At 71.1% G+C, this 24,147-nt stretch carries 20 protein-coding genes and 1 tRNA gene; 10 read left to right on the top strand and 11 right to left on the bottom strand.

Annotation, left to right across the window (positions count from 1 at the left end; all coding sequences use genetic code 11):
• Positions 1–78 precede the first annotated feature (78 nt).
• The 3 genes from BS75_RS26000 to BS75_RS25990 form a co-directional block, all read right to left on the bottom strand.
• Positions 79–807, bottom strand: coding sequence for a thioesterase II family protein (locus tag BS75_RS26000; protein WP_034089979.1), 729 nt, complete (start codon positions 805–807; stop codon positions 79–81).
• Positions 804–1,577 (bottom strand): cyclase family protein, encoded by a 774-nt coding sequence (locus tag BS75_RS25995; RefSeq protein ID WP_034089978.1) that lies wholly within the window; start codon positions 1,575–1,577, stop codon positions 804–806. Before BS75_RS25995 ends, BS75_RS26000 begins: the two co-directional genes overlap by 4 nt.
• Before the next feature lie 176 nt (positions 1,578–1,753).
• Positions 1,754–2,575: an AfsR/SARP family transcriptional regulator gene (locus BS75_RS25990; protein WP_034089977.1), complete on the bottom strand. Its 822-nt coding sequence runs from the start codon at positions 2,573–2,575 to the stop codon at positions 1,754–1,756.
• A 283-nt stretch (positions 2,576–2,858) separates the two neighbouring features.
• Between BS75_RS25990 and BS75_RS48525 the strand changes: the two genes are divergently transcribed.
• From BS75_RS48525 to BS75_RS51570, 5 genes are all read left to right on the top strand, one after another.
• Positions 2,859–3,011, top strand: a complete 153-nt coding sequence (locus tag BS75_RS48525) for a hypothetical protein (protein ID WP_156164291.1) — start codon at positions 2,859–2,861, stop codon at positions 3,009–3,011.
• Positions 3,008–5,278, top strand: a complete 2,271-nt coding sequence (locus tag BS75_RS25985) for a TOMM precursor leader peptide-binding protein (RefSeq protein WP_034089976.1) — start codon at positions 3,008–3,010, stop codon at positions 5,276–5,278. The genes BS75_RS48525 and BS75_RS25985 overlap by 4 nt, the downstream gene beginning before the upstream one ends.
• 22 nt (positions 5,279–5,300) lie before the next feature.
• Positions 5,301–5,939, top strand: coding sequence for a hypothetical protein (locus BS75_RS25980; protein ID WP_034089975.1), 639 nt, complete (start codon positions 5,301–5,303; stop codon positions 5,937–5,939).
• 168 nt (positions 5,940–6,107) lie between these two features.
• On the top strand, positions 6,108–7,967 hold the full coding sequence (locus tag BS75_RS51575; RefSeq protein ID WP_052069701.1) for a sensor histidine kinase: 1,860 nt from the start codon (positions 6,108–6,110) through the stop codon (positions 7,965–7,967).
• A gap of 200 nt (positions 7,968–8,167) precedes the next feature.
• A complete protein-coding gene (locus tag BS75_RS51570) occupies positions 8,168–10,063 on the top strand; it encodes a sensor histidine kinase (RefSeq protein WP_152646177.1) in 1,896 nt (631 codons plus the stop codon).
• A gap of 37 nt (positions 10,064–10,100) precedes the next feature.
• Here the strand turns inward: BS75_RS51570 and BS75_RS25965 are convergent, their stop codons facing one another.
• The 6 genes from BS75_RS25965 to BS75_RS25940 all read right to left on the bottom strand — a co-directional run bounded on the left by BS75_RS25965 (position 10,101) and on the right by BS75_RS25940 (position 16,476).
• On the bottom strand, positions 10,101–10,706 hold the full coding sequence (locus BS75_RS25965) for a response regulator transcription factor (protein ID WP_034089974.1): 606 nt from the start codon (positions 10,704–10,706) through the stop codon (positions 10,101–10,103).
• Positions 10,707–10,789: 83 nt separating this feature from the next.
• Positions 10,790–11,545 (bottom strand): 4'-phosphopantetheinyl transferase family protein, encoded by a 756-nt coding sequence (locus tag BS75_RS25960; RefSeq protein ID WP_231607897.1) that lies wholly within the window; start codon positions 11,543–11,545, stop codon positions 10,790–10,792.
• 104 nt (positions 11,546–11,649) lie between these two features.
• Positions 11,650–13,545 carry an acyl-CoA dehydrogenase family protein gene (locus BS75_RS25955; RefSeq protein WP_231607896.1) on the bottom strand — a complete coding sequence of 632 codons (1,896 nt, stop codon included), beginning with the start codon at positions 13,543–13,545 and terminating at the stop codon, positions 11,650–11,652.
• A complete protein-coding gene (locus tag BS75_RS25950) occupies positions 13,542–15,299 on the bottom strand; it encodes a fatty acyl-AMP ligase (RefSeq protein ID WP_052069699.1) in 1,758 nt (585 codons plus the stop codon). The genes BS75_RS25955 and BS75_RS25950 overlap by 4 nt, the downstream gene beginning before the upstream one ends.
• A gap of 310 nt (positions 15,300–15,609) precedes the next feature.
• Positions 15,610–15,683, bottom strand: a tRNA-Lys gene (locus BS75_RS25945).
• A 97-nt stretch (positions 15,684–15,780) separates the two neighbouring features.
• Positions 15,781–16,476: a GOLPH3/VPS74 family protein gene (locus BS75_RS25940; protein WP_034089971.1), complete on the bottom strand. Its 696-nt coding sequence runs from the start codon at positions 16,474–16,476 to the stop codon at positions 15,781–15,783.
• A 239-nt stretch (positions 16,477–16,715) separates the two neighbouring features.
• Between BS75_RS25940 and BS75_RS25935 the strand changes: the two genes are divergently transcribed.
• The 3 genes from BS75_RS25935 to BS75_RS25925 all read left to right on the top strand — a co-directional run bounded on the left by BS75_RS25935 (position 16,716) and on the right by BS75_RS25925 (position 20,148).
• Positions 16,716–17,765, top strand: a complete 1,050-nt coding sequence (locus tag BS75_RS25935) for an LLM class flavin-dependent oxidoreductase (RefSeq protein ID WP_034089970.1) — start codon at positions 16,716–16,718, stop codon at positions 17,763–17,765.
• Positions 17,762–18,658, top strand: a complete 897-nt coding sequence (locus BS75_RS25930) for a 1-aminocyclopropane-1-carboxylate deaminase/D-cysteine desulfhydrase (RefSeq protein ID WP_034089969.1) — start codon at positions 17,762–17,764, stop codon at positions 18,656–18,658. The genes BS75_RS25935 and BS75_RS25930 overlap by 4 nt, the downstream gene beginning before the upstream one ends.
• Before the next feature lie 140 nt (positions 18,659–18,798).
• Positions 18,799–20,148, top strand: a complete 1,350-nt coding sequence (locus tag BS75_RS25925; protein ID WP_034089968.1) for a chitinase — start codon at positions 18,799–18,801, stop codon at positions 20,146–20,148.
• 72 nt (positions 20,149–20,220) lie between these two features.
• On the opposite strand, the gene BS75_RS25920 is transcribed toward BS75_RS25925, so the two are convergent.
• Entirely contained in the window at positions 20,221–20,436 is a 216-nt protein-coding gene (locus BS75_RS25920) for an acyl-CoA carboxylase epsilon subunit (protein WP_042439999.1), read from the bottom strand.
• A 55-nt stretch (positions 20,437–20,491) separates the two neighbouring features.
• Positions 20,492–22,132 carry an acyl-CoA carboxylase subunit beta gene (locus BS75_RS25915; RefSeq protein WP_081983374.1) on the bottom strand — a complete coding sequence of 547 codons (1,641 nt, stop codon included), beginning with the start codon at positions 22,130–22,132 and terminating at the stop codon, positions 20,492–20,494.
• Between the two features lie 289 nt (positions 22,133–22,421).
• On the opposite strand from BS75_RS25915, the gene BS75_RS25910 reads away from it, so the two are divergent.
• Both BS75_RS25910 and BS75_RS25905 read left to right on the top strand, forming a co-directional pair.
• Positions 22,422–23,141 (top strand): hypothetical protein, encoded by a 720-nt coding sequence (locus BS75_RS25910; RefSeq protein WP_152646178.1) that lies wholly within the window; start codon positions 22,422–22,424, stop codon positions 23,139–23,141.
• 122 nt (positions 23,142–23,263) lie between these two features.
• A complete protein-coding gene (locus BS75_RS25905; protein ID WP_034089966.1) occupies positions 23,264–24,133 on the top strand; it encodes a thiol:disulfide interchange protein DsbA/DsbL in 870 nt (289 codons plus the stop codon).
• The last annotated feature ends 14 nt before the right edge of the window (positions 24,134–24,147 follow it).

Here is a 24,147-nt window from a genome sequence, read left to right as displayed (position 1 = left end):
TCACGACCGCATCACCTCTCTGTCCGAATCCAGAAGTTCTGTTCGCTCGGCTGTTGTCACGACTCTCGCTCCCGCCCCTCAACGCGTGCTCAACTCGGGGCTGAGCAGCGACAGTGCCGCCTCCCGCAGCAGCTTCGGCGCGGCCTGCCCCCGGACGAAGAAGTGGGTGCCGGGGACGGTGCGCAGATCGAATCCGGCCGGCGCGTAGTCGGCCCACTCGGCCATGCCGACCAGCGGCGAGATGGGGTCCTCCCTGGCGGCGAGCGCCAGCAGCGGGGCGTCGAGCCGGGTGCGCTCGGTCCGGCAGAGGGCCTCGGCGAGGCGGAGGTCGTCGCGGAGCGCGGGCAGCACCCGCTGCTCCCACAGCCGTCCGCCGTCCGCCGCCTCCGGCGGCAGCGTCTCGAACTCGACCAGCAGGCGCAGCAGCTCCAGGTCCGGCAGGTCGGCCCCGGCCAGAACCGGTGACCGCCGGTGGGGCGGCTGCACTGCCCCCACCGCCAGCAGTGCCGGGCCGTCCCCCATCCGCTCGCGGTGCCGGGCGAAGGTGTACGCGACCAGGCCGCCGAGGCTGTGCCCGTACAGCAGGTAGGGACGGTCCAGCAGCGGGCCTATCAACGCGTCCAGTTCGACCAGGAGTTCCTCGGGGTCGGTGATCCGGGCCTCGCGGACCCGGATGTCACGGCCCGGCAGCAGCACCGGGACGACCTCGGCGGCGTCACCGACGACGTCCTGCCAGGGAGCGAAGCAGGAGACCCCGGCGCCGGCGTGGTGGAAGCAGAACAGGAAGGGCGGGCGCGCGGTACTCACTCGTCCACCAGGGCGACCGCCCGGGTCCAGCCGGCCCCGGCGCCGACGATCTTCACCGGGAAGCAGGACACCCGGAAGCCGAACGGAGCCGGCAGCGCGTCGAGGTTGGCCAGCCGTTCGATCTGGCAGTACTCGGTACGGCGCCCGGCGAAGTGCGCGGGCCACAGCACCGAGCGGTCACCGGTCTCCTGGAAGCGGCGGATCATGTCGCCGAAGGGCGCGTCCAGGCTCCAGGCGTCGGTGCCGATCACCCGCACGCCGAGGTCCAGCAGGAACTCGGTGGCGGGGCCGTCCAGGCCGGCGAACTGGGTGAAGTAGTCCGGGGTGCCGACGAAGCGGGACGCCCCGGTGTGCAGGATCACGATGTCCAGCGGCTGCGGCTGGTAGCCGATCCGGGCGAGTTCCTTCTCGATCCGCTCCCGCCCGATGACGCCGACCCCGACGTCCCGCACGTCCAGCACCACGGCCGGGCGCAGGAACCAGTCCAGCGGCATCTGGTCGATGTTGCGCGGAACCCCGTAGTCGCCGACCGAGCCGTAGTGCGAGGGCGCGTCGACATGAGTGCCGGTGTGGCTGGTCAGGGTGATGGTGTCCAGTGAGAGCAGCTCCCCGCCGGGCAGGTCCGCCGGGTCGAACTCCAGACCGAAGTGCGTGCGCATCTCGTCGGCCATGTGTCGGGCGCCCTCGGCGGGCGTCATGATCTCGTGGACGATGGGATCCGGCTCCCAGCCGGAGGCGTCCACGGGTGAGGAGAGGTCGATGACAGGCAAGGGAGCCCCCTGGGATGAAGGTGGAGTTCGACCGCGGGGCGGATGGCTCCGCCGGCCGAACGCGTTCTCGACGCACACTGTGCGAGCGAGCCCTTGATCCCCGATCGAGACAGACCGAAGCCCCGCTCGACGAGCGAACGGGGCTTCGGCAACGGAGGGACCGACGGTCGACGGAGTCAGGCGGCGAAGCTGTCCAGCAGCGACAGCCGACGCCGGGACCCGCTGTACTCCAGCACCGGGTCGCCGGCCAGCACCGCCTGGTGCATCCGCTGCAGCCGGGCGGACGGCTCCAGTCCCAGCTCCTCCACCAGGTGACCGCGCAGCGCCTGGTAGACCTCCAGCGCCCGCCACTGCCGCCCCGACCGGTACAGCGCGACCATGCACTGGGCGTGCAACCCTTCGTGCAGCGGATGACGGACCACCAGGGAAGTGAGCTCGGAGAGGAGTTCGTCATGCCGACCGAGAGCGAGATCGGCCTCGATCCGCCGCTCCAGCACCCCGAGCCGGCTCTCCTCCAACCGCACCAGCTCGATCTCCAGCATCGGACCTACCCGCACATCCACCAGCGCCGGACCGCGCCACAGGGCGAGGGCCTCCCGGTAGCGGGCGGCGGCCGACTCCGCGTCGCCCCGATCAGCGGCGGTACGGCCGTCGGCAACGATCCGGTCGTACTCGTGCACGTCCACCGCGCCCGGCTGCACCTCCAGCAGGTACCCGCTGTGCCGGGTCACCAGCACGTCCTTCGACCCGTGGAGCGAGTCGGGGCCGAGCGCCGACGCCAGCTTGCGGCGCAGCTGCAGGATGTACGTCTGCAGGGTGGTCGCCGCGCTGCGCGGCATCTCGGTTCCCCAGATCTCCTCCATCAGGGTGGGGACGGGAATGACCTGGTTGGCATAGACGGCCAGCAGCGCGAGGATCTGCCGGGGCTTCCCCGCGGACGGGACGATGGACACTCCACGTGCTTCCGCGCTGAGCGGCCCCAAGACCTTGATCTCCATAGGTTCCTCCGTGGCAGGACTGCCGGATGCTCCGATCGGATCGGTCCGGGCTCCAAAGCCTTTCGAAGGTCCCATTCCGAGGGTCCCGGGAACCAGTGCCGGGCTCCTGACTAGGGGATGTGTTCATACAGGTCAGCGGCATGAAATTTTCACACGGGACCGGTGAGCGGGCCACTGGTGGGGGCAGTGGGGCCACAGCAGAATTCATCTCGTGCCGCAGCGGAGCAATGATCGCGGCGCAATGACAGGAACCGCACACTCCTATTCCGAATGGATTCCCATCATGGCCACGATCACCGCAACCGGAACCCTCGACGACCTGATAATCGAGGAGTTGAACCATGGTCTGGAGTGTGGCGGGTCCATCTCCTCCAGCACCTGCTGGAGGAGCCAATTCACCGTCGAAACACAGAACCCGGTTGCGGTGAACGCATGACGGACCTGCTCGCGGATAGTCGCAGCAGCATGGCGCTGTTGGGATTCAAGTCGCACTTTCAGGTCGAGCAGGTGCCCGGCGAGGCCGTGTACCTGCTGGCCGGTCGGCAAGTGACTGCTCTCCACGGCAACCACATAGCCCTGTTGGCCCCTCTCCTCGACGGAACCAGGAACATCGACCGGCTCAGCCGGGCCGCCGCCGACGTGCTCACCCCCGAGCAGACTTCGCACCTCGTCGAGCGGCTCTCGGCCGCCGGCCTGCTGTCGGCCCGATCGAGCTCGGCACCGGACCACCGGACGGGAGCCGAGCACTCCTACTGGGAGGCCGCCGGGCTCAACGGTTCGGAGGCGGTCGCCGCCCGGGCCCAGGCAGCCGTGCGCGCCTTGACCCTGGGTCGCACCGAGCCTGCCTTCCTCCGCACCGCGCTCATGGGAGCCGGTCTGCACGTTCCCCCGGCGCACCCGTCGGACGCGGCCGACCTGACGGTGGTGCTGTGCGACGACTACCTCGACCCTGCGCTGAGGGAGATCGACGCCGAGCACCGGCGCATCGGCCGCCCCTGGCTGCCCGTCAGCTGCGCCGGCACCCAGCAGTGGATCGGTCCGTTCTTCGGCCTCCCGGGGCAGGCGTGCTGGTCCTGCCTCGCCGACCGGCTCTGGCGCGGACGCCAGGTCGAGGCGCACATCCAGCAGTCGCTGGCCCGGACCGGCCCGGCCTCGCGCCCCGCCTGCTCGACCTCCTCAACCCTGCAGACCGGCCTGCACCTGGCTGCCCTGGAGGCAGCCAAGTGGCTCGCTGGTTACCGTAGTTCGACCCAGCGGTCGCTCTGGACCTTCGACAGCCTGACCCTGGCGAGCGGCAGCCATCCAGTGCCGCGTCGCCCCCAGTGCCCGGACTGCGGCGACCGGACCCTGGTCGCCGCCAGGGTCGGTGCTCCGGTGGTGCTCTCCTCCCGAATCAAGCAGGACACCTCCGGTGGCGGCCATCGGGTGCTCACCCCGACTCAGCTTCTGGCACGGTACGGGCACCTGCTCGATCCGGTGACGGGGCTGGTGAAGGAGATCCAACAGGATCCCCGCGGACCCGAGTTCCTCAACTCCTTCCACGCCGGGCTCAATCCGGCGGCCGCACCGGGTGGCCTCAACGCGGTGCGCGCCTGCCTGCGAACCTCCAGCGGCGGCAAGGGCACAACGGCTCTGCAGGCCAGGGCCGGGGCTCTGGCCGAGGCGCTGGAGCGCCACTCCGGCTACCTCCAGGGCGACGAACCAGTGATCCGGGGGAGCTACCGCGAACTGGCGGAGCGAGCTGTCCACCCGGACACCGTTCAGCTCCACGACCCCCGGCAGCTCACTTCGGTCCAACCGCCGTGCGACGCCTTCGACGAGGAGGCCCGGATCGACTGGACGCCGGTGTGGTCCCTCACCGAGGGACAGCAGAAGCTCCTGCCGACAGCACTGCTCTACTACAACGCGCCGCAGACCAGGGGAGAGGTCTTCTGCGTCGCCAGCTCCAACGGCAGCGCGGCCGGCGGCAGCCCCGAGGACGCCGTGCTGCAGGGCTTCCTGGAACTGGTCGAACGCGACGCGACAGCCCTGTGGTGGTACAACCGCACCCGCGCGGCGGCCGTCGACCTGGTCGCCTTCGGTGACGACTGGAACTCGGAAATGCGGCGCGTCCACCGCTCGTTGAACCGGGAGGTGTGGGCACTCGACCTCACCTCGGACTTCGGCATACCGGTGTTCGCGGCCCTGTCCCGGCGGACCGACAAGTCGGCCGAGGACATCATGCTCGGCTTCGGGGCGCACTTCGATCCCCGGATCGCCCTGCGGCGGGCCCTCACCGAGCTCAACCAGCTACTCCCCAATGTGGTCGAAGCCCGGGTCGACGGAACCGGCTACGGCATCACCGACCCCGACGCACTCGACTGGATGCGCAGCGCCACCCTGGCCGAGCAGATCCACCTTCAGCCGGATCCGGCCCGACCTGCCACCACTCCGCAGACCCACCCCTACGTCCCCCGGGGGGATCTCCGCGCCGACATCGCCGCAGCGGAGATCCTCGTCCGGGAGCGCGGGATGGAACTGCTGGTCCTCGACCAGACCCGGCCCGATGTGGGGATGCCCGTGTTCAAGGTCATCGTCCCCGGTCTGCGCCCGCACTGGCCGAGGTTCGCCCCCGGGCGCCTGTTCGATGTGCCCGTACAACTCGGCCTGCTACCCGAACCGAGGCGCTATCAGGACCTGAACCCCATCTCCCTCTTCCTCTGAAGCCCATTCCTGGACGGTTCCCATGCGCATCAGCGACCTGGCCACTCCCCAACTCACCGAGTTCTGGTCCTTGCGCGAAGACGTCCGTGTGTCCTGCGAGTCCGATCCGGTGGAAACCCTGGTGCTGCATGCGAGCGGTACCGAGCTGCGCATCGCACACCCCAGCGCTCTGCTGCGGGAGGCGGTGCGACGGATGCTGCTCGGCAGCGTCTCGTTGCGGAACATCGTGCCCGACTTCCCCGACTACAACACCCCGCACGACTCCCTGGATGTAGGCACCAAGGAACTATTGGTCGAATTGGCTGAATTGGGGCACCTCATCATCCGCACCATCGCGGTCGGAAGCGAAACCCTGCTCTCCGTGATCACCTTGGAATCTGGGAATTCACTGACCCCCGAGGCGCTCCCGGCCACCTGGAGCGCCCACCTGGCTCCCTCCGTGCGCATCCGGCTACTGAAGCACCGCGCCCTGATCGAGTCCTCTTCGTCCTGCCACCGGGCCGAGATCGAGCAGGTGGAGACCCTGGACCGACTCGGTCTGACCCAGCGGCCCCACCCCGAGGCCCTGCCTGCGGAGCCGGCAGCGCCACTGCCCGCGTCGGCCCTCGACGCCTCAATCGCCTATCTGGTCGCAGCAGACCTCGTCTTGCTCGCCGAATAACCTCTTGGCACGCCGAAGCTCTCGGCTACATTGCAATCAGGCAAGTCAGTAGCCAATTGCTGAACATTCAACAATGGGGGAACGTTGAGAATGTCGAACTTCGGCCGGGGGGCGTCGGAGTCGCTTCGCTCCGCGAGGGAGAATCTCCCGCCGCGTCTGGCCATCGCCATGGCAGCCGGATGGGTCGTCGGGTTCTGTCTCATCGACGCGGGCTACGTCATCGAGGAGCCCGTCTCCGCCTGGCGGATCGCCGTCGCCTGTCTCTGCTTCGCCGCGATGCTCTCGGCCCAACTCTGCTACTCCTTCCCCCGTCTGATCCCGCTCTCGGAGCGCACCCGCTACTGGATGCTCGGGGTCCACGCCGTGCTCGCCTTCGCCGTCATCCCGCTCTTCGGCGAGGCCATGATGGGGATGACTCCCTTCGTCGCCGGGTCCGCCCTCCTCGTCCTGCCCCGTAGGTTCGCCTGGCCCGCCTTCGCCCTCGTCTTCGCCGCCGAGGAGACGGCCATCATCCTGGTGGGCCTTCGTTGGGACATCGCCTTCGGTTCCGTCGAGTTCCTGCTGGACGCGTTGGTGATCTTCACTGTGTCCCGGCTGGTGGAGCTGGTCGCCGAGGTGCACCACTCGCGCTCCGAGCTGACCCGACTGGCCGTCAGCACCGAGCGCCTGCGCTTCTCCAGCGACCTGCACGACCTCCTCGGCTACAGCCTCTCCACCATCGCTGTGAAGTGCGAGCTGACCACCCGGCTCATCCCGCGCAACACCGAGCGCGCCCGGGGCGAACTCACCGAGATCCTCGGCACCGCCCGACAGGCCCTCGCCGACGTCCGCACCGTCGCCCGCGGCTACCGGGACCTCTCCCTCGCCGACGAGGCCCACAGCGCCCGAACCATGCTCATAGCCGCCGGCATCGAGGCCACCATCCAGGTCGACCCCACCCCGCTGCCCGCCGACACCGACACCGTCCTGGCCACAGTGCTGCGCGAAGCCCTCACCAACATGCTCCGCCACAGCAAGGCCGAACACTGCACCATCACCACCACCCGCACCACCGAGCACATCGAACTCCGCATCACCAACGACGGAACCCCCGAACGCCCCAGCACCGACCGCACCGGAACCGGACTCGACAGCCTCACCACCCGACTCCACCGACTCAACGGCAGCCTCACCACCGACCGCCACGACAACCACTTCGAACTCCTCGCCCGAATCCCGCTCAATGCTGTTCCGGCCGTCTCCACCGCCCCGGCCCCCGCGCCACAGGCCGCTCCCACCCTCGCCCCGCGGACCGCGACCCTGCTGGTGCTCGGGATCCTGGCCGGCTACCTGATCCAGGGCGTCAGCTACATGTACACCGAGGGCCTGACACTGGATCGGGTCGCGCTCGGCTCCCTGCTGGTGGCACTGGCCGTGGGGCTGCAGCTGTGGCAGACCTTCCCCAACGCGAGCCGACGGTTCCCGCTGCGCCACCCCTACGCGGTCCTCGCCCTGCAGATCGCCGTCGCCCTCGTCCCCTTCTCCTTCTTCGGCCTGCACTGGATGGGCGAAGCGGGCCTGGCGGCAGGCGCCGCGCTCCTGGTCCTCCCGCGCGCCGCCGCCTGGGCCGCCTTCGCCGTGCTGAGCGTCGCCGACGAACTCATCCGGATCCGTCTGGGAGACTCCGGCTTCACCGAGATCGTCTACATGATGCTGCTCCCGCCCATGACCGGGCTGGTCGTCTTCGGGCTGTCCCAGCTCAAGGACGTCATCGCCGAGGTCCACCGGTCCCGCGCCGAACTGTCCGAACTCGCCGTCACCGCCGAACGCCTCCGCTTCAGCCGCGACCTGCACAACCTGCTCGGCGACAACCTCAGCAGCATCTCCCTCAAATGCGAACTCGCCAACCACCTGATCACCCGCGACACCACAAGGGCCCAACAGGAGGTCGCCGAAGTACTCGGAACCGCCCGCCGGGCCCTCGCCGACGTCCGCACCGTCGCCCGCACCTACCGACCCGCGTCGGAATACACCGACGCCATGTCATGAAGCAGGAGAGGAACGATCGATGGGTGCAACCAGGTGGCTACAGCCAGCCGGCTTCCCGGGCGATCCGGATCGCATCCACCCGGTTCCGCACGTTCAGCTTCGACGACATGACGACTGAGCCCATTGCTGGACATTCTGCAACTGGGGGAGCGCTGAGAATGCTGAGCTTCGGCCGGGGGGCGTCGGAGTCATTTCGCTCCATGCGGGAGAATCTCCCGCCCGGTATGGCCATCGCGGTGGCCGCCACCTGGGTCATCGGTTTCTGTGTCATCGACGCCGGCTACGTCCTCGCAGAGCACATCTCCGCCGGGCGCATCGCCATCGCCTGCCTCTGCTTCGCCGCGATGCTCTGGGCCCAGCTCACCTGCACGTTCCCCAGCCTGGTCCAGCTCTCCGCGCGTACCCGCTACTGGCTCCTCGGGATCCACGCCGTGCTCGCCTTCGCCGTCATCCCGCTCTTCGGCGAGGCCATGTTGGGCATGACCCCCCTTGCCGCAGGTTCGGTCCTCATCCTGCTGCCCCGCAGGCTCGCCTGGCCCGTGTTCGCCGTCGTTCTCGCTGCGGAGGAGGTCTCCTTCCTGCTGATCGGCCTGCGCTGGGACATCGTCTTCGCAACCGTCGAGTTCCTGCTGGACACCCTGGTGATCTTCGTCCTGTCCCGGTTCGTGGCATTGGTCGCCGAGGTGCACCACTCGCGCTCGGAGCTGACCCGACTGGCCGTCAGCACCGAGCGCCTGCGCTTCTCCAGCGACCTGCACGACCTCCTCGGCTACAGCCTCTCCACCATCGCTGTGAAGTGCGAGCTGACCACCCGGCTCATCCCGCGCAACACCGAGCGCGCCCGGGGCGAACTCACCGAGATCCTCGGCACCGCCCGACAGGCCCTCGCCGACGTCCGCACCGTCGCCCGCGGCTACCGGGACCTCTCCCTCGCCGACGAGGCCCACAGCGCCCGAACCATGCTCATAGCCGCCGGCATCGAGGCCACCATCCAGGTCGACCCCACCCCGCTGCCCGCCGACACCGACACCGTCCTGGCCACAGTGCTGCGCGAAGCCCTCACCAACATGCTCCGCCACAGCAAGGCCGAACACTGCACCATCACCACCACCCGAACCACCGAGCACATCGAACTCCGCATCACCAACGACGGAACCCCCGAACGCCCCAGCACCGACCGCACCGGAACCGGACTCGACAGCCTCACCACCCGACTCCACCGACTCAACGGCAGCCTCACCACCGACCGCCACGACAACCACTTCGAACTCCTCGCCCGAATCCCGCTCACCCGCAGCCCGGTCACCACCACGGCTCCGACGCCCGCGCCCCGGTCCACCCCCACCCTCGCCCCGCGCACCGCGACCCTGCTGGTGCTCGGGATCCTGGCCGGCTACCTGATCCAGGGCGTCAGCTACATGTACTCCGAGGGACTGGCGCTGGATCAGCTCGCACTCGGCTCCCTGCTGGTGGCGCTGTCGGTGGGCCTGCAGCTGTGGCAGACCTTCCCCAACGCGAGCCGACGGTTCCCGCTGCGCCACCCCTACACGGTCCTCGCCCTGCAGATCACCGTCGCCCTCGCCCCCTTCTCCTTCCTCGGCCTCCCCTGGATGGGCGAAGCAGGCCTGGCAGCGGGCGCCGCTCTGATGGTCCTCCCGCGCACCGCCGCCTGGACCACGTTCGCCGTGCTGAGCGTCGCCAGCGAGTTCATTCGCATCCGCCTCGGTGAGAACAGCCCCACCCAGATCGTCTACCTGCTCCTGCTCGCTCCCATGACCGGGCTGGTCCTCTTCGGGCTGTCCCAGCTCAAGGACGTCATCGCCGAGGTCCACCGGTCCCGCGCCGAACTGTCCGAACTCGCCGTCACCGCCGAACGCCTCCGCTTCAGCCGCGACCTGCACAACCTGCTCGGCGACAACCTCAGCAGCATCTCCCTCAAATGCGAACTCGCCAACCACCTGATCACCCGCGACACCACAAGGGCCCAACAGGAGGTCGCCGAAGTACTCGGAACCGCCCGCCGGGCCCTCGCCGACGTCCGCACCGTCGCCCGCACCTACCGACCCGCGTCGGAGTACACCGACGCCGTGTCATGAAGCAGGAGCGGAACGATCGATGGGTGCAACCAGGTGGCTACAGCCAGCCGGCTTCCCGGGCGATCCGGATCGCATCCACCCGGTTCCGCGCGTTCAGCTTCGACACCACCGTCGTCAGGTAGTTACGGACCGTGCCCGCCGACAGGAACAGTCGCTCCGCGATCTCTGCGGGCTCGGCCCCGTCCCCGGCCATCCGCAACACCTCCACCTCCCGCTCCGTGAGCGGGGAGGAGCCGGTGTCCAGCGCGGCCAGGGCCAACTGCGGGTCGATGACCCGCTTCCCGGCAACGATGTCCCGGATGGCGGCGGTGAGCTGGTCGGGCTCGGAGTCCTTGAGCAGGAATCCCGAAGCGTGTGCCGCCAGGGCGCGCCGCAGGTTCCCCGGTCTCCCCAGGCTGGTGAGGATCAGGGTGCGACACTCCGGCACCGCGACATGCAGGGCCTGGGCGGCACTGATGCCGTCCGTGCCGGGCAGGTCGACGTCGAGTACCGCGATGTCCGGCCGAACTGTCTGCGCCGCCGGCACGATCTCGTCGCCCGAGGACAGCTCGGCGACCACCTCCATGTCGTCCTCCAACTCCAGCAGGGAGACCAACGCTCTGCGCAACAGATGCATGTCCTCTGCAATTAGTATTCGGATCATGAATCCCCCGGTTCGCCAACTGATGTGCAACGTCTCATATTGTCACTTGGGTCACACGGGAGACGCCGTCCTCCGCTCCAGATTCACAGGGACGAGGGCGATTCCTCCCGCTCCGAGCGACTGAGGAGGTCGACGACCTCGCCCATGAAGCCCTCGTCCAGCATGGTGTTCACCGACGTGTCCCCGCTGCCGCTCAGGCCGGAGTCCTGGCAGGCGATGCTCACCAGGTAGCGGTCGAGCAGTTCGAAGGTGTCGAACGACCACTCGCCCTCCGCCGCCGGACTGCCGTCCGGTGCCTGGAGCGAGCCGCCGCCATCGGGCCCGAAGCCGAACTGGTTGAAGCCCATCCGCATCCCCTGTCCCAACGCCTTGGTGTAGGCCTCCTTCAGGGTCCAGATCCGCAGCAGCTCCCGCTCCTGCTCCGGCACCGGAAGCACCCGCAGCCTCCGCCGCTCGGCCGGTGTGCACAGTTGCCGCGAGACCGCGTCGAACTGGATCCGTCGGCCCGAGAGTTCGGTGTCCACCCCGATCCGCCCGCGCCGGTTGAGCCCGACCACGACCAGGTCCTTGGTGTGACTGAGGCTCAGATCGAGCTGGTCGCACCCGCGCAGATAGGGCCGGCCGCCCGGCTTGTAGGCCAATTCGACCTGCTCCGCCGGGACATGGAGCGCCGCCCCGGCCGAGTACCGCAACAGCAGCCGGGAGGCCGCGAAGCGTGAGCGCGCGTCCGGGTCAGCCAGCCCGCGCAGGCGCTGCCAGTCCCTCCCGCCCAACAGGTTGCGCAGTTCCGGGTCAGCCAGCGCCGCCGGCAACCACTGCTGCCAGCATGCGTGAATCACCGCATGGCCATGCCAATTGACTGACTGGCGCACCCGACCCCAGGGGCCGTCGATGCCCGGCATCGCGATCGGCTCCGCAACGGTCGGGCGCATCGTGCCGTCCCTCACCATGTCCCTCCTCCTTCCATGGGTGCGTCGTGGAGGTCGTAGCTGCGCCCGGTCCGCAAGCGGTCCACAACCTCGACCAGCACCCGGTCGACACAGTCCTCCGGGAGTTCCGGGGGGTTCATGTTCAGGCGCAGGCCCAGTCGGGTCAGGGCGAGCACCGCCCAGGCCGGATCGGCCAGGAAGCCGCCGACCGACTGCTGCCGCTCCCAGACCCCGAGCACCGCGGCGGCGGCGAGCAGCAGCGCGTGCCTGTCCGCCACCGCGCACATCTCCGGTCGGGACAGCGCGGCCCGGTCGCCCGGTTCGATCGCCAGGCAACGGTCGTGCAGCGCCCACAGTTCGGTGACGAAGCCGTCGGCGAGGGTGCGCAGGGCGCGCCCGTACTCCCCCGGGATGCGGCGGTCCCGCACCCTGGACGCCGTGGCCACCAGCCCCGCGGCCAGCACGTCCTCCCCGCCGGCCAGCGCCAGCGCCGACAGGTCGAGCCTGGGCAGCATCCCGTCCAGTCCGAACAGCCCGGCCGGCGGCTCGGCCGCGCGGAACCACGACTTACGGGCCAGCAGCGGCAGTTGCGGGATCACCACCGCCTGGCAGGCGGCGGTGCCGGCGTGCCCCAGCCCGGCTGCGGGCAGGTCCCGCATCAGCTTCGCCAGCGCGCCCTGCTCGCCGTCACGGCAACCGGCCGACATCCCCAGTACGGTTCCCAGTTCCTCCAGGTCGTCCCGCAGCAGGTCGGGCACGAGGTACTTCACCTCGGCCGCCGCCAGGTGCGCACTGTCGGGTACCAGATGGAGCGCCCGCAGGGCCACCGTGGCCATGCTGTCGCAGGCCAGCAGGTCCGCGAACACCCCTGCCAGCAGCGCTCGTTGGCGTCCGGCCCGGATGTCGTTGGCACCGGCGACGGCGGTTCGCACAGCGGCCCGCAGCACCGGGTCGACCGAGCCCACCAGGGCCGCCGGGATCAGCGAACGGTTCAGCTGGAAGGTCCGCAGGGCCAGCCGCACCCCGTCCCCGGGCGCACCGACGATCGCGTCCTCGGCCAGCCGGCAGTCGTCGAACTCGTAGCCCGCGAACCGGCAGCCCTGCATTCCCGTGGTGGGCCGGCGCGGCAGCACCCGGAGTCCCCGGTCGATGTGCTCGTCGGCGCCCATCAGCAGCACCGAGTGGCTGCCGCCGCCGTTGAGCCGGGGGCTGTCCGGGTCGTTCCTGGCGTAGACCACCAGCGCGCCGGCCCGCTCGGCGTTGATCACCATGTCCTTGCGCCCGCTGAGTCCGATCCCGCCGCCCCGGGAGCTGATCGTCGCCTCCCCGCTGAGCAGGGCGACCCCGTGCGCCATCGAGTGGTGGACGATGGCCGCGCGACCGCCGGCGCGCAGCAGCAGCGCCATTTCCTGACGCTGCTGGTCGGTTCCGGCCACCCAGACGGCGGAGGCCGCGAACAGCGAGGTGATCCCGTGGCCGAAGCCCAGCGCGAGATCCCGGCGGAAGATCGGCCGCAGGATCCGGGCCAGGCCGTCGGCGCGCTCCAGTCGACCGCCGAGCGCCGCGGGGACCAGCTCCGCGCCGAATCCCTCGTCGTCCAGCACCTGCTCGGCCTCGGGGAGCAGCTCGCCGCGCTCCTCGGCGGCGAGCAGGGCGCGGAAGCCGAGCGGGTTCGCCGGATCCCCTGGGTCGCCGAAGCGCTCCTCCAGCCGGGCGGCCCGGCGGCGGATCTCCTGCTCGGTCATCCCCTGGGCGGCCGACTCCGCCCCGGCCGGCCCCCGTTCCGAGGCCCCGCGCTCCTGCGCGTCACGTCCGGCCGTGCCAGGGCCGGCTGGGCCCGATCCGGCTGGGCCCGATCCTGCTCTGTCCGATCCGGCCGTCGCCGGCTCGACGGCTGCCATGGTGCTCATGCGGTCCTCCCCTTCCCGTCCGCCCCGGCGCCGCGTCCCGTCCACCCGGAGACCGACTCCTTCACCAGCGGCGTCAGTTCGGCATACAGCGGATGCAACTCGCCCTGCAGGAACAGCTCCTTGGTCACCGCTCGACGCACCTTGCCGCTGGTGGTCCGCCGGACGGTGCCCGGGCGGACCAGGACGACGCCGTCGACCGGGAGTCCGAACTCCTCGTCCACGACCCGGCGGACCCTGGCGACGAAGCCGGCCAGGTCGGCCCGGCTGCGCCCCAGCGCCCTGATCTCCTGGACCGCTATCAACTTCTCCGGCCTGCCGCCGACGCCGCCGCCGGGACCGCCGCCCAGCCCGCCGCCCACGCCGAAGACCGCCGCCGAGGCGAACGGAGCGCCGCTGCCGCGCAGGCTGCGCTCCACCTCCTGCGGGTGCAGCGACCGGCCGTCGACGTGGATGACGTCCTTGATCCGTCCGGTGACGTACAGCTCGCCGTCCTGCAGCGCGCCCAGGTCGCCGGTGCGGAGGAAGCCGGTCCTGCCCTCCGCCGTGCTCCGGTCGAAGACCTGCCGGGCCTCCAGCGGGCGGGCCCAGTAGCCCGCCGCCACGGCTCCGCCGCGCACCCAGATCTCCCCGACCCGTCCGTCCGGCTGCTCCGCCCCGCTCGCGGCGTCGACGATCCGGACCTCGACCCCGTCGGCCGGGTGGCCGCAGCCGACGACGGTGCCGGCCGTGTGGTCCGGCGCCACGCACAGGGCCCCCTCCGCGTCCAGCCCGCGGACGCCGGGCTCATCGCCGCGCCCCACGCTCACCAGCAGCGTGGCCTCGGCCAGCCCGTAGCCGGTGACCAGCGTTCCGGGCCGCAGCCCGGCCGACCGGAAGCGCTCGGCGAAGGCGTTGACGGTGCCGGCCAGCACCGGCTCCGAGGCGTTCACCGCCAACTCCAGCCGGGAGAGGTCGATCCGGCCCAGTTCCTCGTCGGTCACCTCCGCCGCACAGCGGGCGTAGACCGAGTCCGGTGCGGCGATGACGGTGAGGTCGTGCCGGTCGACCGCCTGGAGCCAGGCCACCGACCTGACCGGCGCGGGTGTGAGCACCACGGTCGCCCCCGACCAGAGCGGGTGCAGCAGCTGGCCGATCAGGCCGAGGTCGTGGTGGAGCGGCAGCCAGCCACCGATCCGCGATCCCGGGTGGATGCCCAGGGCGCTGCGCATGGCCTCCATGGCGGACTGCAGGTTTCCCTGGGTGATCATCGCTCCGCGCGGTGCGGCCGTCGTGCCGGAGGTGTACTGGATCAGGGCCAGACTGGCGCCGGAGAGCTCCGGCAGCCGCCATTCCGCGGCTCTGTCCGGCACCGCGTTGTCGACCGCGAGGCAGATCAGATCACCGCGACCGGTGTCGGCCAGCTGTCTGGAGACGGCCGGCGCGTGGGCGGACTCGGTCAGGACCAGGTGGACCGCCGACTCCGCGACGATCGCCGCGGTGCGCTCCACCGCCGCTCGCGACTGCCCGGGCGGCGGCACCGGCACCGCCACCGCACCGGAGTACAGGCAGGCCAACACGGCCTCCGCGAAGGAGATGCCGCCGTCCAGGGCGAGCAGCACCTGCCGCCCGGCGGCCCCGCGCTCCCGCAGCCAGACCGCCAGGGACCGGGCCCGTCGATCGAGTTCCCGGTAGCTGAGGCGCTGCTCTTCCGAACCGTTGCTCCTGGCTGGTTCAATCAGTGCGATCCCGGCAGCGCCCGCCGCGAACCGCGACACGAGATCCTCGGTAAAGTTCGCGGGTACCGGCATCGCTCAACTCCCCTGTCGGCGTTCCTGTCCAAGACATGGCTTCTCCCTGGCTCCGTCTCAGTCTGTAACCAGGGGCTTGACACCTGGTCGAGCCCTCGCGCAACGACGGGGGAGCGGTGACCGCTGCCGGAGCGGAGCCGTCCGCTGCCGCGCGGTCCGGACGGGGCCGTTCGAGGGTCCTGGCGCCGGCCGTACGCCGGCCTCCCACCACGGGACCAAAAAGACCTGGGCCCTCTCGCCGAAGCGAGAAGGCCCAGGTCTGGGTACTTCTTCAGGGTGCGCCGCCAGGGACTCGAACCCCGGACCCGCTGATTAAGAGTCAGCTGCTCTAACCAACTGAGCTAGCGGCGCTTAGTGCCCGGTGGAAGCTTGCGCTTTCCCTGGGCACGACAGAAATACTACCTGACCTGCGCGGGTGCTGATGACCAGCCCCGCGCTCGCGGCCCGCTCAGCCGGAGGCCGCGGCTGCGGCCGTGTCGTGGGCTTCGCGGATCGCCTCGCGGACGGCGTGGGCGAGGGGGTCGGCGCGGACGATCTCGTCGAGGCGGCGGCGGATCGGGTTGCCGACGCCCGGGTAGAGGCTGCGGCCCAGGGCGCAGCTGCCGGCCAGGGCGGTGAGTTGGCAGGCGCGGGTGTGGGGGTCGAGGTCGGGGCGGCCGTCCTGGACGGTCAGCCGCGGGCCGTCGGTGCGGAGGATCGCGTCCAGCAGCGCGAGCCGGTCGTTGCGGAGGCCGGGGTCGACCGCGTGGTAGCGCTTCACCGGGATGAATCCCAGGACGCGCCGCGCGTCGGTCCGCACCAGTCCGTGCGCCACCAGCGAGTCCAGGTGCAACCGGCGACCGCCGACCGCGTGCAGCCGGCGCAGCACCCGGGGGACGCCGGTCCGTCCGTTCCGCCCCAGCAGGGTATCGACCTCGCGCCGGGCCTGCTCCAGCGCGGGGTTCGGCAGCGGCGCGGTCGGGACGCCCGGCAGCGCGATCAGCCGGCGGCCGTCGAGGGCGAACCCGCCGGCGTCCAGCAGCTCGGCCAGAACGGCGCCGGCCAGGGCGTAGGGCAGGCCGGACGGCCAGGTCAGCCGCCCGTCGGCCGGGTCGGCGCAGAGCAGCAGCAGGTCCTCGGGGAGAGTGGTGAGCGGTCCGGGCACGGCTGCCTCCCATGATCGGGCGCCGACTCCGCTGCCCGCCCCCTGACCACTGAGAACGTCGCCGGGCGGCGATCGGTTTCCGGTTCGGGGAACAGACCCCGGGGCCGGCCGGTTGCCACCTGTGTCCGTCCTCCAGCCAGAACCTCCGAGTCAGAACCTCCGAGTCAGAACCTCCGAGTCAGAACCCCGAGTCAGAACCCCGAGCCAGAACCCCCGGCCAGAACAGGGAGCAGTCCACCGTGAGCAGCGCCGACGTCCCCACCTCCGCGACCCCCCTGTCGATACTCGACCTGGCCACCGTGGGCGACGGTTACACCCCGACCCAGGCGCTCGCCGCGACCACCAAGCTGGCGCAGCGGGCGGAGGAGTGGGGCTTCCACCGCTTCTGGGTGGCCGAGCACCACGGCATGCCGGGGGTCGCCAGCTCCGCCCCGGCGGTGCTGCTGGCCCATCTGGGTGCGGCGACGCGGACGATCCGGCTGGGATCGGGCGGGGTCATGCTGCCGAACCACGCGCCGCTGGTGATCGCCGAGCAGTTCGGCACCCTGCACGCGCTGCATCCCGGACGGATCGACCTCGGACTCGGCCGGGCCCCCGGGTCGGACCAGGCGACGGCACGGGCGCTGCGGCGCGGGCTGCTGGACGAGACGGCGGAGGAGTTCCCGCGCCAGCTCTCCGAGCTGATCCACTTCCTGGACGCGGACTTCCCGGCCGGCCACCCGTACGAGCGGCTGCGCGCGGTGCCGGGGCTGGCGAGCGCGCCCGAGGGCGGGCGGCCGCCGATCTGGCTGCTGGGGTCCTCCGGCTTCAGTGCGCAGCTGGCCGGGCGGCTGGGGCTGCCGTTCGCCTTCGCGCACCACTTCAGCGCCGGGAACACGGTGCCGGCACTGGACCTGTACCGGGAGACCTTCCGTCCCTCGGAGGTGCTGGCCGAGCCCTACGCGCTGATCGGGGTGGGCGCGGTGGCCGCGGACACCCCGGCGGAGGCCCGTCGGCTGGCCGGTTCCGGCGCGCTGGCGATGCTGCGGCTGCGGACCGGGCGTCCGGGCCGGGTGCCGACGCCGGAGGAGGCCGAGGCGTACCCGTACTCCCCGCACGAGCGCGAGTTCGTCGACAGCTGGCTGGCGAACGTGGTGATCGGGGATGTGCCCGAGGTCCGGGACGGGCTGGAGGAACTGCGCAAGCGGACCGGCGCGGACGAATTGATGATCACCAGCAATATCCACGGGCACGAGGCGCGGCTCCACTCCTACGAGCTGGTGGCGCGGGCGTACGGGCTGATCGGGTGAGCCGGGGGACGGACGGGCACGGCACCGGTCTCCCGTCCCCCCTGCAGGAGCTGGCCGACGAGCGGCTGGAACGGGCCGGGGTGCGGCTGCTGTTGAAGCGGGACGACCTGGTGCACCCGACCGTGCCCGGCAACAAGTGGCGCAAGCTGCTGCCCAATCTGGCCGAGGCGCGGGCGGCCGGGCACTCCACCGTGCTGACCTTCGGCGGCGCCTACTCCAACCATCTGCGGGCGACGGCGGCGGCCGGCCGGGCGGCGGGGCTGCGGACGGTCGGCGTGGTGCGCGGTGACGAGCTGCGGGACCGGCCGCTGAACCCCTCGCTGACCCAGGCCGCCGCCTGGGGCATGGAGTTGGACTTCCTGGACCGGGCGAGCTGGCGGCGGCGCGAGTCGGCCGAAGTGCTGGACGCGCTGCGGCAGCGCCACGGTCCGGCCCTGGTCGTCCCCGAGGGCGGGAGCAACGCCGCCGGGGTGCGCGGCTGTCTGGCGCTGGGGCGGGAGCTGGCCGACTGCGGCGCCTCGGTGGTGCACTGCTCGGTGGGCACCGGGGGAACGCTCGCCGGGCTGGCGGCCGGACTCGCCCCGGGCCAGCGCGCGGTCGGGCACGCGGCGCTGAAGCACGCCCCGCTGGAGGCCGAGACGGCCGCGCTGCAGCGGGCGGCCTTCGGCCGGCGCACGCCCAACTGGCGGATCGACGACGGCCACTGCTTCGGCGGCTACGGCCGCACCACACCCGAACTGCTGGCGTTCGCCGCTGATTTCCGGGCCAGGCACGGGATCCCACTGGACCTCGGCTACGAGGCCAAGGCGCTGTTCGCGGTCTTCGCCGCGCTGCCGGCGGACGCCGGAGCATTCGGCGCGAACGGCACCGCGGCATTCCTGATTGCCGGTTGAGCTGCGCCTTAAGAGATCATCAACTCGAATTTGGTCTAGTCCTAGGTCTAGTCCACTCTATTGACGCACCCAGGTAACCTCCAGCATCGTGGGCCGCGCTCGGTACAGACCTCCCTTCCTCTCCCCCACGAGGAGCAGCTGTGTTCCGCTTCACCCCGTCACGCGCGCTGGCCGCGATCGCCGCGGCCGGTCTCGTGGCCACCGGCCTCACCGCCCTGGCCGGCGGCAGCGCCCAGGCCGACACGACCGCCACCACCACCGCGCTCAGCAGCAACTGGTACGCCGCCGCGCCCTACCTGATGCCGCTCGACAACAACCCGCCGAACCCCACCGCGGTCATGGCCGCGACCGGCATCAAGGCGTTCCAGCTCGCGTTCGTCCTCGCCCCCGACAGCGGTGGCTGCACCCCGACCTGGGGCGGTACCAACCCGGTGTCCAGCGACACCACCGTCGCGGCGATGATCTCCTCGATCCGCGCGGCCGGCGGCGACGTCTCGGTCTCCATCGGCGGCTACGGCGGCACCAAGCTCGGCCAGGTCTGCGGTACCCCGCAGGCGACCGCCGCCGCCTACCAGCAGGTGATCACCACCTACGGGCTGCACGCCATCGACTTCGACCTGGAGGAGCCGGAGTACGAGAACGCCACCGCCGTCGCCAACGAGATCGGCGCCGCGCAGATCCTCCAGCAGGAGGACCCGGGCCTCTACGTCTCGGTGACCACCCCCGGCACCGCGGCCGGCACCGGCTGGTTCGGCACCCAGATGCTGCTCCAGGCCAAGGCCGACGGCTTCACCCCGAACAACTTCTCGATCATGCCCTTCGACGGCGGCTTCAACGGCGCGGCCTCGGAGATCTCCGCGCTCCAGGCCTTCAACACCATCCTGATGAACACCTTCGGTTGGACCTCGGCCCAGGCCTACGCCCACGAGGGCGTCTCGATGATGAACGGCCGCTCCGACACCGGCGAGTACTTCTACCAGTCGGACTTCCAGACCGTGCTCAACTTCGCCGAGTCGGTCGGCCTCGCCCGCTACACCAACTGGTCGGTCAACCGCGACCAGCAGTGCACCCCGGCCGACGACAACGGGCAGACCTCCGGCACCTGCAGCAGCGTTCCGCAGCAGCCGTGGGACTTCACCAAGTACAGCGTGCTGTTCGCCGGCGCCACCCCGCCGGTCACCGGCCCGACCGCCAGCGCCAGCGCCAGCGCGGCACCGTCGTCCAGCCCGTCGACCGGCCCCTCGACCGGCCCGAGCTCGTCGCCCAGTTCTTCGCCCAGTTCGTCGGCCTCGGCGTCCCCGTCCCCGTCCGCCTCCGCCTCCGCCCCGGCCGGCGGCGGCTGCACGGCGGCGGCCTGGAGCTCCACCACCGCCTACACCGGCGGCAGCGTCGTCAGCTACAACGGCAGTGACTGGACCGCCAAGTGGTGGACCCAGAACGACCTCCCCGGCGGCCAGGCCGGCGTCTGGACCAAGGACGGCCCCTGCTGAGCAGGAACCCTCGGCACGACTGTGCGGCGGCACCCGGACGGGTGCCGCCGCACAGTCAGGTCGACGCGCTGCTCAGCTGTGCCAGCTGACCGGCGAGCGGTAGTCGGGGCGCCGCTCGGGGCGCTGCCAGCGGGCCTGGGCCTTGCCGGCCTGACCCTTGGGACTGCCCGGGCCCGAGGCCGCACGGGCGAGCAGGACGGCGGTGAGCGCCGCCAGCTCCTCGTCGGCGAGCTCTCCCTTGACCACGCGGACCAGAGGATCCGCGGACGGTGCGATGGCGGTGGTCACGTCGTTCTCCTTGTCACTGCTGTTCGGTCCGAAGGACTGCTGGAACTGGGAGCCGCTACTGCGGCGGGTTGCCGTGCTTGCGCTGCGGCAGGTCGGCGTGCTTGCTGCGGAGCATCTGCAGCGAGCGGATCAGGACGGTGCGGGTGGCGGCCGGGTCGATGACGTCGTCCACCAGGCCGCGCTCGGCGGCGTAGTAGGGGTGCATCAGCTCGTCCTTGTACTGCTTGACCATCTGCGCCCGCTTGGCCTCGGGGTCGTCGGCGGCGGCGATCTCCCGGCGGAAGATCACGTTGGCCGCGCCCTCGGCGCCCATCACCGCGATCTCGTTGGTGGGCCAGGCGTAGGAGAGGTCGGCGCCGACGGAGCGCGAGTCCATGACGATGTAGGCGCCGCCGTAGGCCTTGCGCAGGATCAGCTGGATGCGCGGCACGGTGGCGTTGCAGTACGCGTACAGCAGCTTGGCGCCGTGGCGGATGATGCCGCCGTGCTCCTGGTCGACGCCGGGCAGGAAGCCGGGGACGTCGAGCAGGGTGACCAGCGGGATGTTGAAGGCGTCGCACATCTGGACGAAGCGCGCGGCCTTCTCGGAGGCGTGGATGTCCAGGACGCCGGCCAGGGACTGCGGCTGGTTGGCGACGATGCCCACGACCTGGCCGTCGAGCCGGGTCAGCGCGACGATCACATTGGTGGCCCAGCGCTCGTGGACCTCCATGTACTGGCCGTCGTCGGCGATCTCCTCGATCACCTTCCGCATGTCGTAGGGCCGGTTGCCGTCGGCCGGGACCAGGTCCAGCAGCGCCTCGCAGCGGCGGTCGGCCGGGTCCTCGGTGGGCTCGTTCGGCGGGGTCTCGCGGTTGTTCTGCGGCAGCATCGACAGCAGGAACCGGACCTCCTCCAGGCAGGTCCGCTCGTCGTCGTAGGCGAAGTGGGAGACGCCGGAGACCTCGGAGTGGACGTCGGCGCCGCCGAGGCCGTTCTGGGAGATCTTCTCGCCGGTGACGGCCTGGACCACGTCCGGGCCGGTGATGAACATCTGCGAGGTCTCGCGGACCATGAAGACGAAGTCGGTCAGCGCCGGCGAGTAGGCCGCGCCGCCGGCGCAGGGGCCGAGCATCACGCTGATCTGCGGGATCACGCCCGAGGCGCGGGTGTTGCGCTGGAAGATGCCGCCGTAGCCGGCCAGGGCGGTGACGCCCTCCTGGATCCGGGCGCCGGCGCCGTCGTTCAGCGAGATCAGGGGCGCACCGGCGGAGATGGCCATGTCCATGATCTTGTGGATCTTCTGGGCATGGGCCTCGCCGAGCGCGCCGCCGAAGATCCGGAAGTCATGGGCGTAGACGAAGACCGGACGGCCGTGGACCGAGCCCCAGCCGGTGATCACACCGTCGCTGTAGGGCCTCTTGGCCTCCAGGCCGAAGCCGGTCGCCCGGTGCCGGCGCAGCGGCTCGACCTCGTTGAAGGTGCCCTCGTCCAGCAGCAGCGCGATCCGCTCGCGTGCGGTCAGCTTGCCCTTGGCGTGCTGCGCCTCGGTCGCCCGCTCGCTGGGGCCCGCCAGGACCTGCTCCTGGATCGCACGCAGCTCCGCGACGCGCCCGCGACTGTCGCCTCCCGACAAGCGGACCTGAGCAGGTGCGACAGATGTCTGAGCTGCCTCGGCCGCCACCGGCGCCGCCGTTGCCTCACGCAGAACGGTCATCTTCTTCAGCACTCCATGTCTGTCCAGGTCAGGCTCGCAACCGGGCCGCTGCAGGAAGAGCGGTCCAGCTCACCCTTACGACACTACGAGGAGGACCCCCTCAAACAGGCAGTCGGTTCCGTACAACACCTGACGCGATTCCATGGCGAAGCTGAACAGGAGCACGCCCGGTACCACCCCGCACCGGGCCGGTGGGGCCCGCAGACCGGGCCGGTTTTGTGGGGACCGCTCAAACGGGATCTTTGAAAGGTTCATCCGCTTTTCATGGAGCGCCACTATGGTGCCGCACATGCCCACCACTAACCCCAATGACGCCTCGAAGCCCACGGATCCCCGTGAGGCCCTTGTCGAGCCCCCCGCCCCGGTCGAGCCCGCCGTCGTCGCCGACCCGACACTCGCCCTCGCCGCCGCCACCGCGGTGACCGGCCCCGCCACCCAGGCTCTGACCAAGACCGACGAGGGCTTCAAGCCCGCCGCCCCGGTCGGCCAGGTCTGGGCCCCGCGCCCGCACAGCCAGCTCAGCCCCGAGGACAAGCCCGTCGAGGACCTGACCGACGAGGAGCTGGAGGCGCTCACCCAGGGCGAGGTCTCCAAGGGCGTCGTCGGCGGCGCCTTCGCCGTGGCCGCCGCCGTCCTCGGCCTGGCCTCGCTGACCGGCACCTGGCTGAGCAGCATGATCTACCAGCGCGAGAACCTCATCGGCGGCATCAACTCGTCCGGCAAGGCGAGCTCGGTCCAGCTCGCCGCCGAGTACACCGACCCGTGGCACAAGGTCGCGCTGACCAACGGCGCCTTCGCCGCGGTGGCCCTGGTGGTCGCCGTCGTGGTCCTGTTCACCGGCCGGTTCCTGGCCGCCAAGGAGCTGCCGGCCTGGGTCCGCGCCGTGGCCTGGGGCGCGCTCGCCGTCGGCGTCATCAGCCTGGTGGTCTCCGGGGCCATGTACTTCGACTGGCTGACCAACGCGATCCACCTGCCGCCGGCCTCCGCGAGCAGCAGCACCGGCAGCTGACGCCGGACGGGCGCACCCGCGCCCGAACGCGTGACCGGGTCCGGTACTCCAGGTGGGCGAATGCGCGGGCCCGCCGCCGTGTCACCGGGGCACCCTTCCACCGATGTTGGAAGGGTGCCCCCATGAGCTGGACACCGATCAAGCACGCAACGACCAAGCACGCAACGATCACTCAGGCGACGCTCAGGGCCGCCCGCCGCAGCTGCGCGGCGCTGGCCGTGGCGACCGCCCTCATCGGCGCCCCGGCCCTCACCGGCCTGTCCGCCCCGGCGGCGGAGGCCGCCGCCGCCCCGGCCGAGGGCCACGACTACGTCCTGCTGCAGCACCCGCTCACCGGCCACCCCCAGCAGGTGGTCGAGGTCTTCTCCTACGACTGCGCGCACTCCTACCTGCTGGAGGCGGCGCTGGACGCCTGGGCGGCCCGGCAGCGACCGGCGCTCACCGTGGAGCGGATCCCCGCCGCCTGGCCCGACACCCCCTCGCTGCTGGCCTACGCCAGGCTCTACTACACCCTCGACCGGATGGGCGTCGCGCAGCGGATGGCGCTGCAGGTCTTCCACACCGTCCGCGACGAGCACCAGCCGCTGACCACGGAGGACGCCGCGGCCGAGTGGGCCGGCTCGGCCGGGCTCGACCAGCAGGCGTTCCGGGCCGCCTACGAGTCGCCCGAGGTGCAGCAGCAGACCCAGGACGCCCCCGCGCTGCGCGAGCGCTACGAGGTCCACGAGATGCCGAGCTTCGTCGTCGGCGGGCAGTACCGCACCTCGCCCTTCCTCGCCTCCGGCGGGGTCGCGGGCACGCTGCCGGTGGTCAGCTACCTCTACCAGCGCTCCTCGGGGCACACCGCGGTGGCGCCGGACCCGGTGCAGAACAGCTCGGCGGGCTTCCCGGCGGGCGGAGCCGCGACCGGTCCCGACGGCGGCGCCGACGGTCCCGACGGGTTCCGTCCGAACGGTCCCGAGGACCGGCCCGAGGGCGGCTACCTGCGCTGACGCGGCGCTCGACG

Origin of the sequence: Streptacidiphilus albus JL83, from assembly GCF_000744705.1 — a bacterium.
GTDB classification, from domain to species: Bacteria; Actinomycetota; Actinomycetes; order Streptomycetales; family Streptomycetaceae; genus Streptacidiphilus; species Streptacidiphilus albus.
The sequence above is the reverse complement of the archived record's forward strand: the minus strand, read 5'-3'. Positions and strand labels throughout refer to the sequence as shown.

What these genes read in the sequence shown, in the direction of transcription:
- BS75_RS25990 (WP_034089977.1), bottom strand. Translation starts at nt 2,575, where the DNA reads ATGGAGATCAAGGTCTTGGGGCCGCTCAGCGCGGAAGCACGTGGAGTG.
- BS75_RS25910 (WP_152646178.1), top strand. Translation starts at nt 22,422, where the DNA reads ATGCCCACCACTAACCCCAATGACGCCTCGAAGCCCACGGATCCCCGT.
- BS75_RS25905 (WP_034089966.1), top strand. Translation starts at nt 23,264, where the DNA reads ATGAGCTGGACACCGATCAAGCACGCAACGACCAAGCACGCAACGATC.
- BS75_RS25980 (WP_034089975.1), top strand. Translation starts at nt 5,301, where the DNA reads ATGCGCATCAGCGACCTGGCCACTCCCCAACTCACCGAGTTCTGGTCC.
- BS75_RS51575 (WP_052069701.1), top strand. Translation starts at nt 6,108, where the DNA reads ATGGCAGCCGGATGGGTCGTCGGGTTCTGTCTCATCGACGCGGGCTAC.
- BS75_RS25985 (WP_034089976.1), top strand. Translation starts at nt 3,008, where the DNA reads ATGACGGACCTGCTCGCGGATAGTCGCAGCAGCATGGCGCTGTTGGGA.
- BS75_RS25915 (WP_081983374.1), bottom strand. Translation starts at nt 22,132, where the DNA reads ATGACCGTTCTGCGTGAGGCAACGGCGGCGCCGGTGGCGGCCGAGGCA.
- BS75_RS51570 (WP_152646177.1), top strand. Translation starts at nt 8,168, where the DNA reads ATGCGGGAGAATCTCCCGCCCGGTATGGCCATCGCGGTGGCCGCCACC.
- BS75_RS25955 (WP_231607896.1), bottom strand. Translation starts at nt 13,545, where the DNA reads ATGAGCACCATGGCAGCCGTCGAGCCGGCGACGGCCGGATCGGACAGA.
- BS75_RS48525 (WP_156164291.1), top strand. Translation starts at nt 2,859, where the DNA reads ATGGCCACGATCACCGCAACCGGAACCCTCGACGACCTGATAATCGAG.
- BS75_RS25965 (WP_034089974.1), bottom strand. Translation starts at nt 10,706, where the DNA reads ATGATCCGAATACTAATTGCAGAGGACATGCATCTGTTGCGCAGAGCG.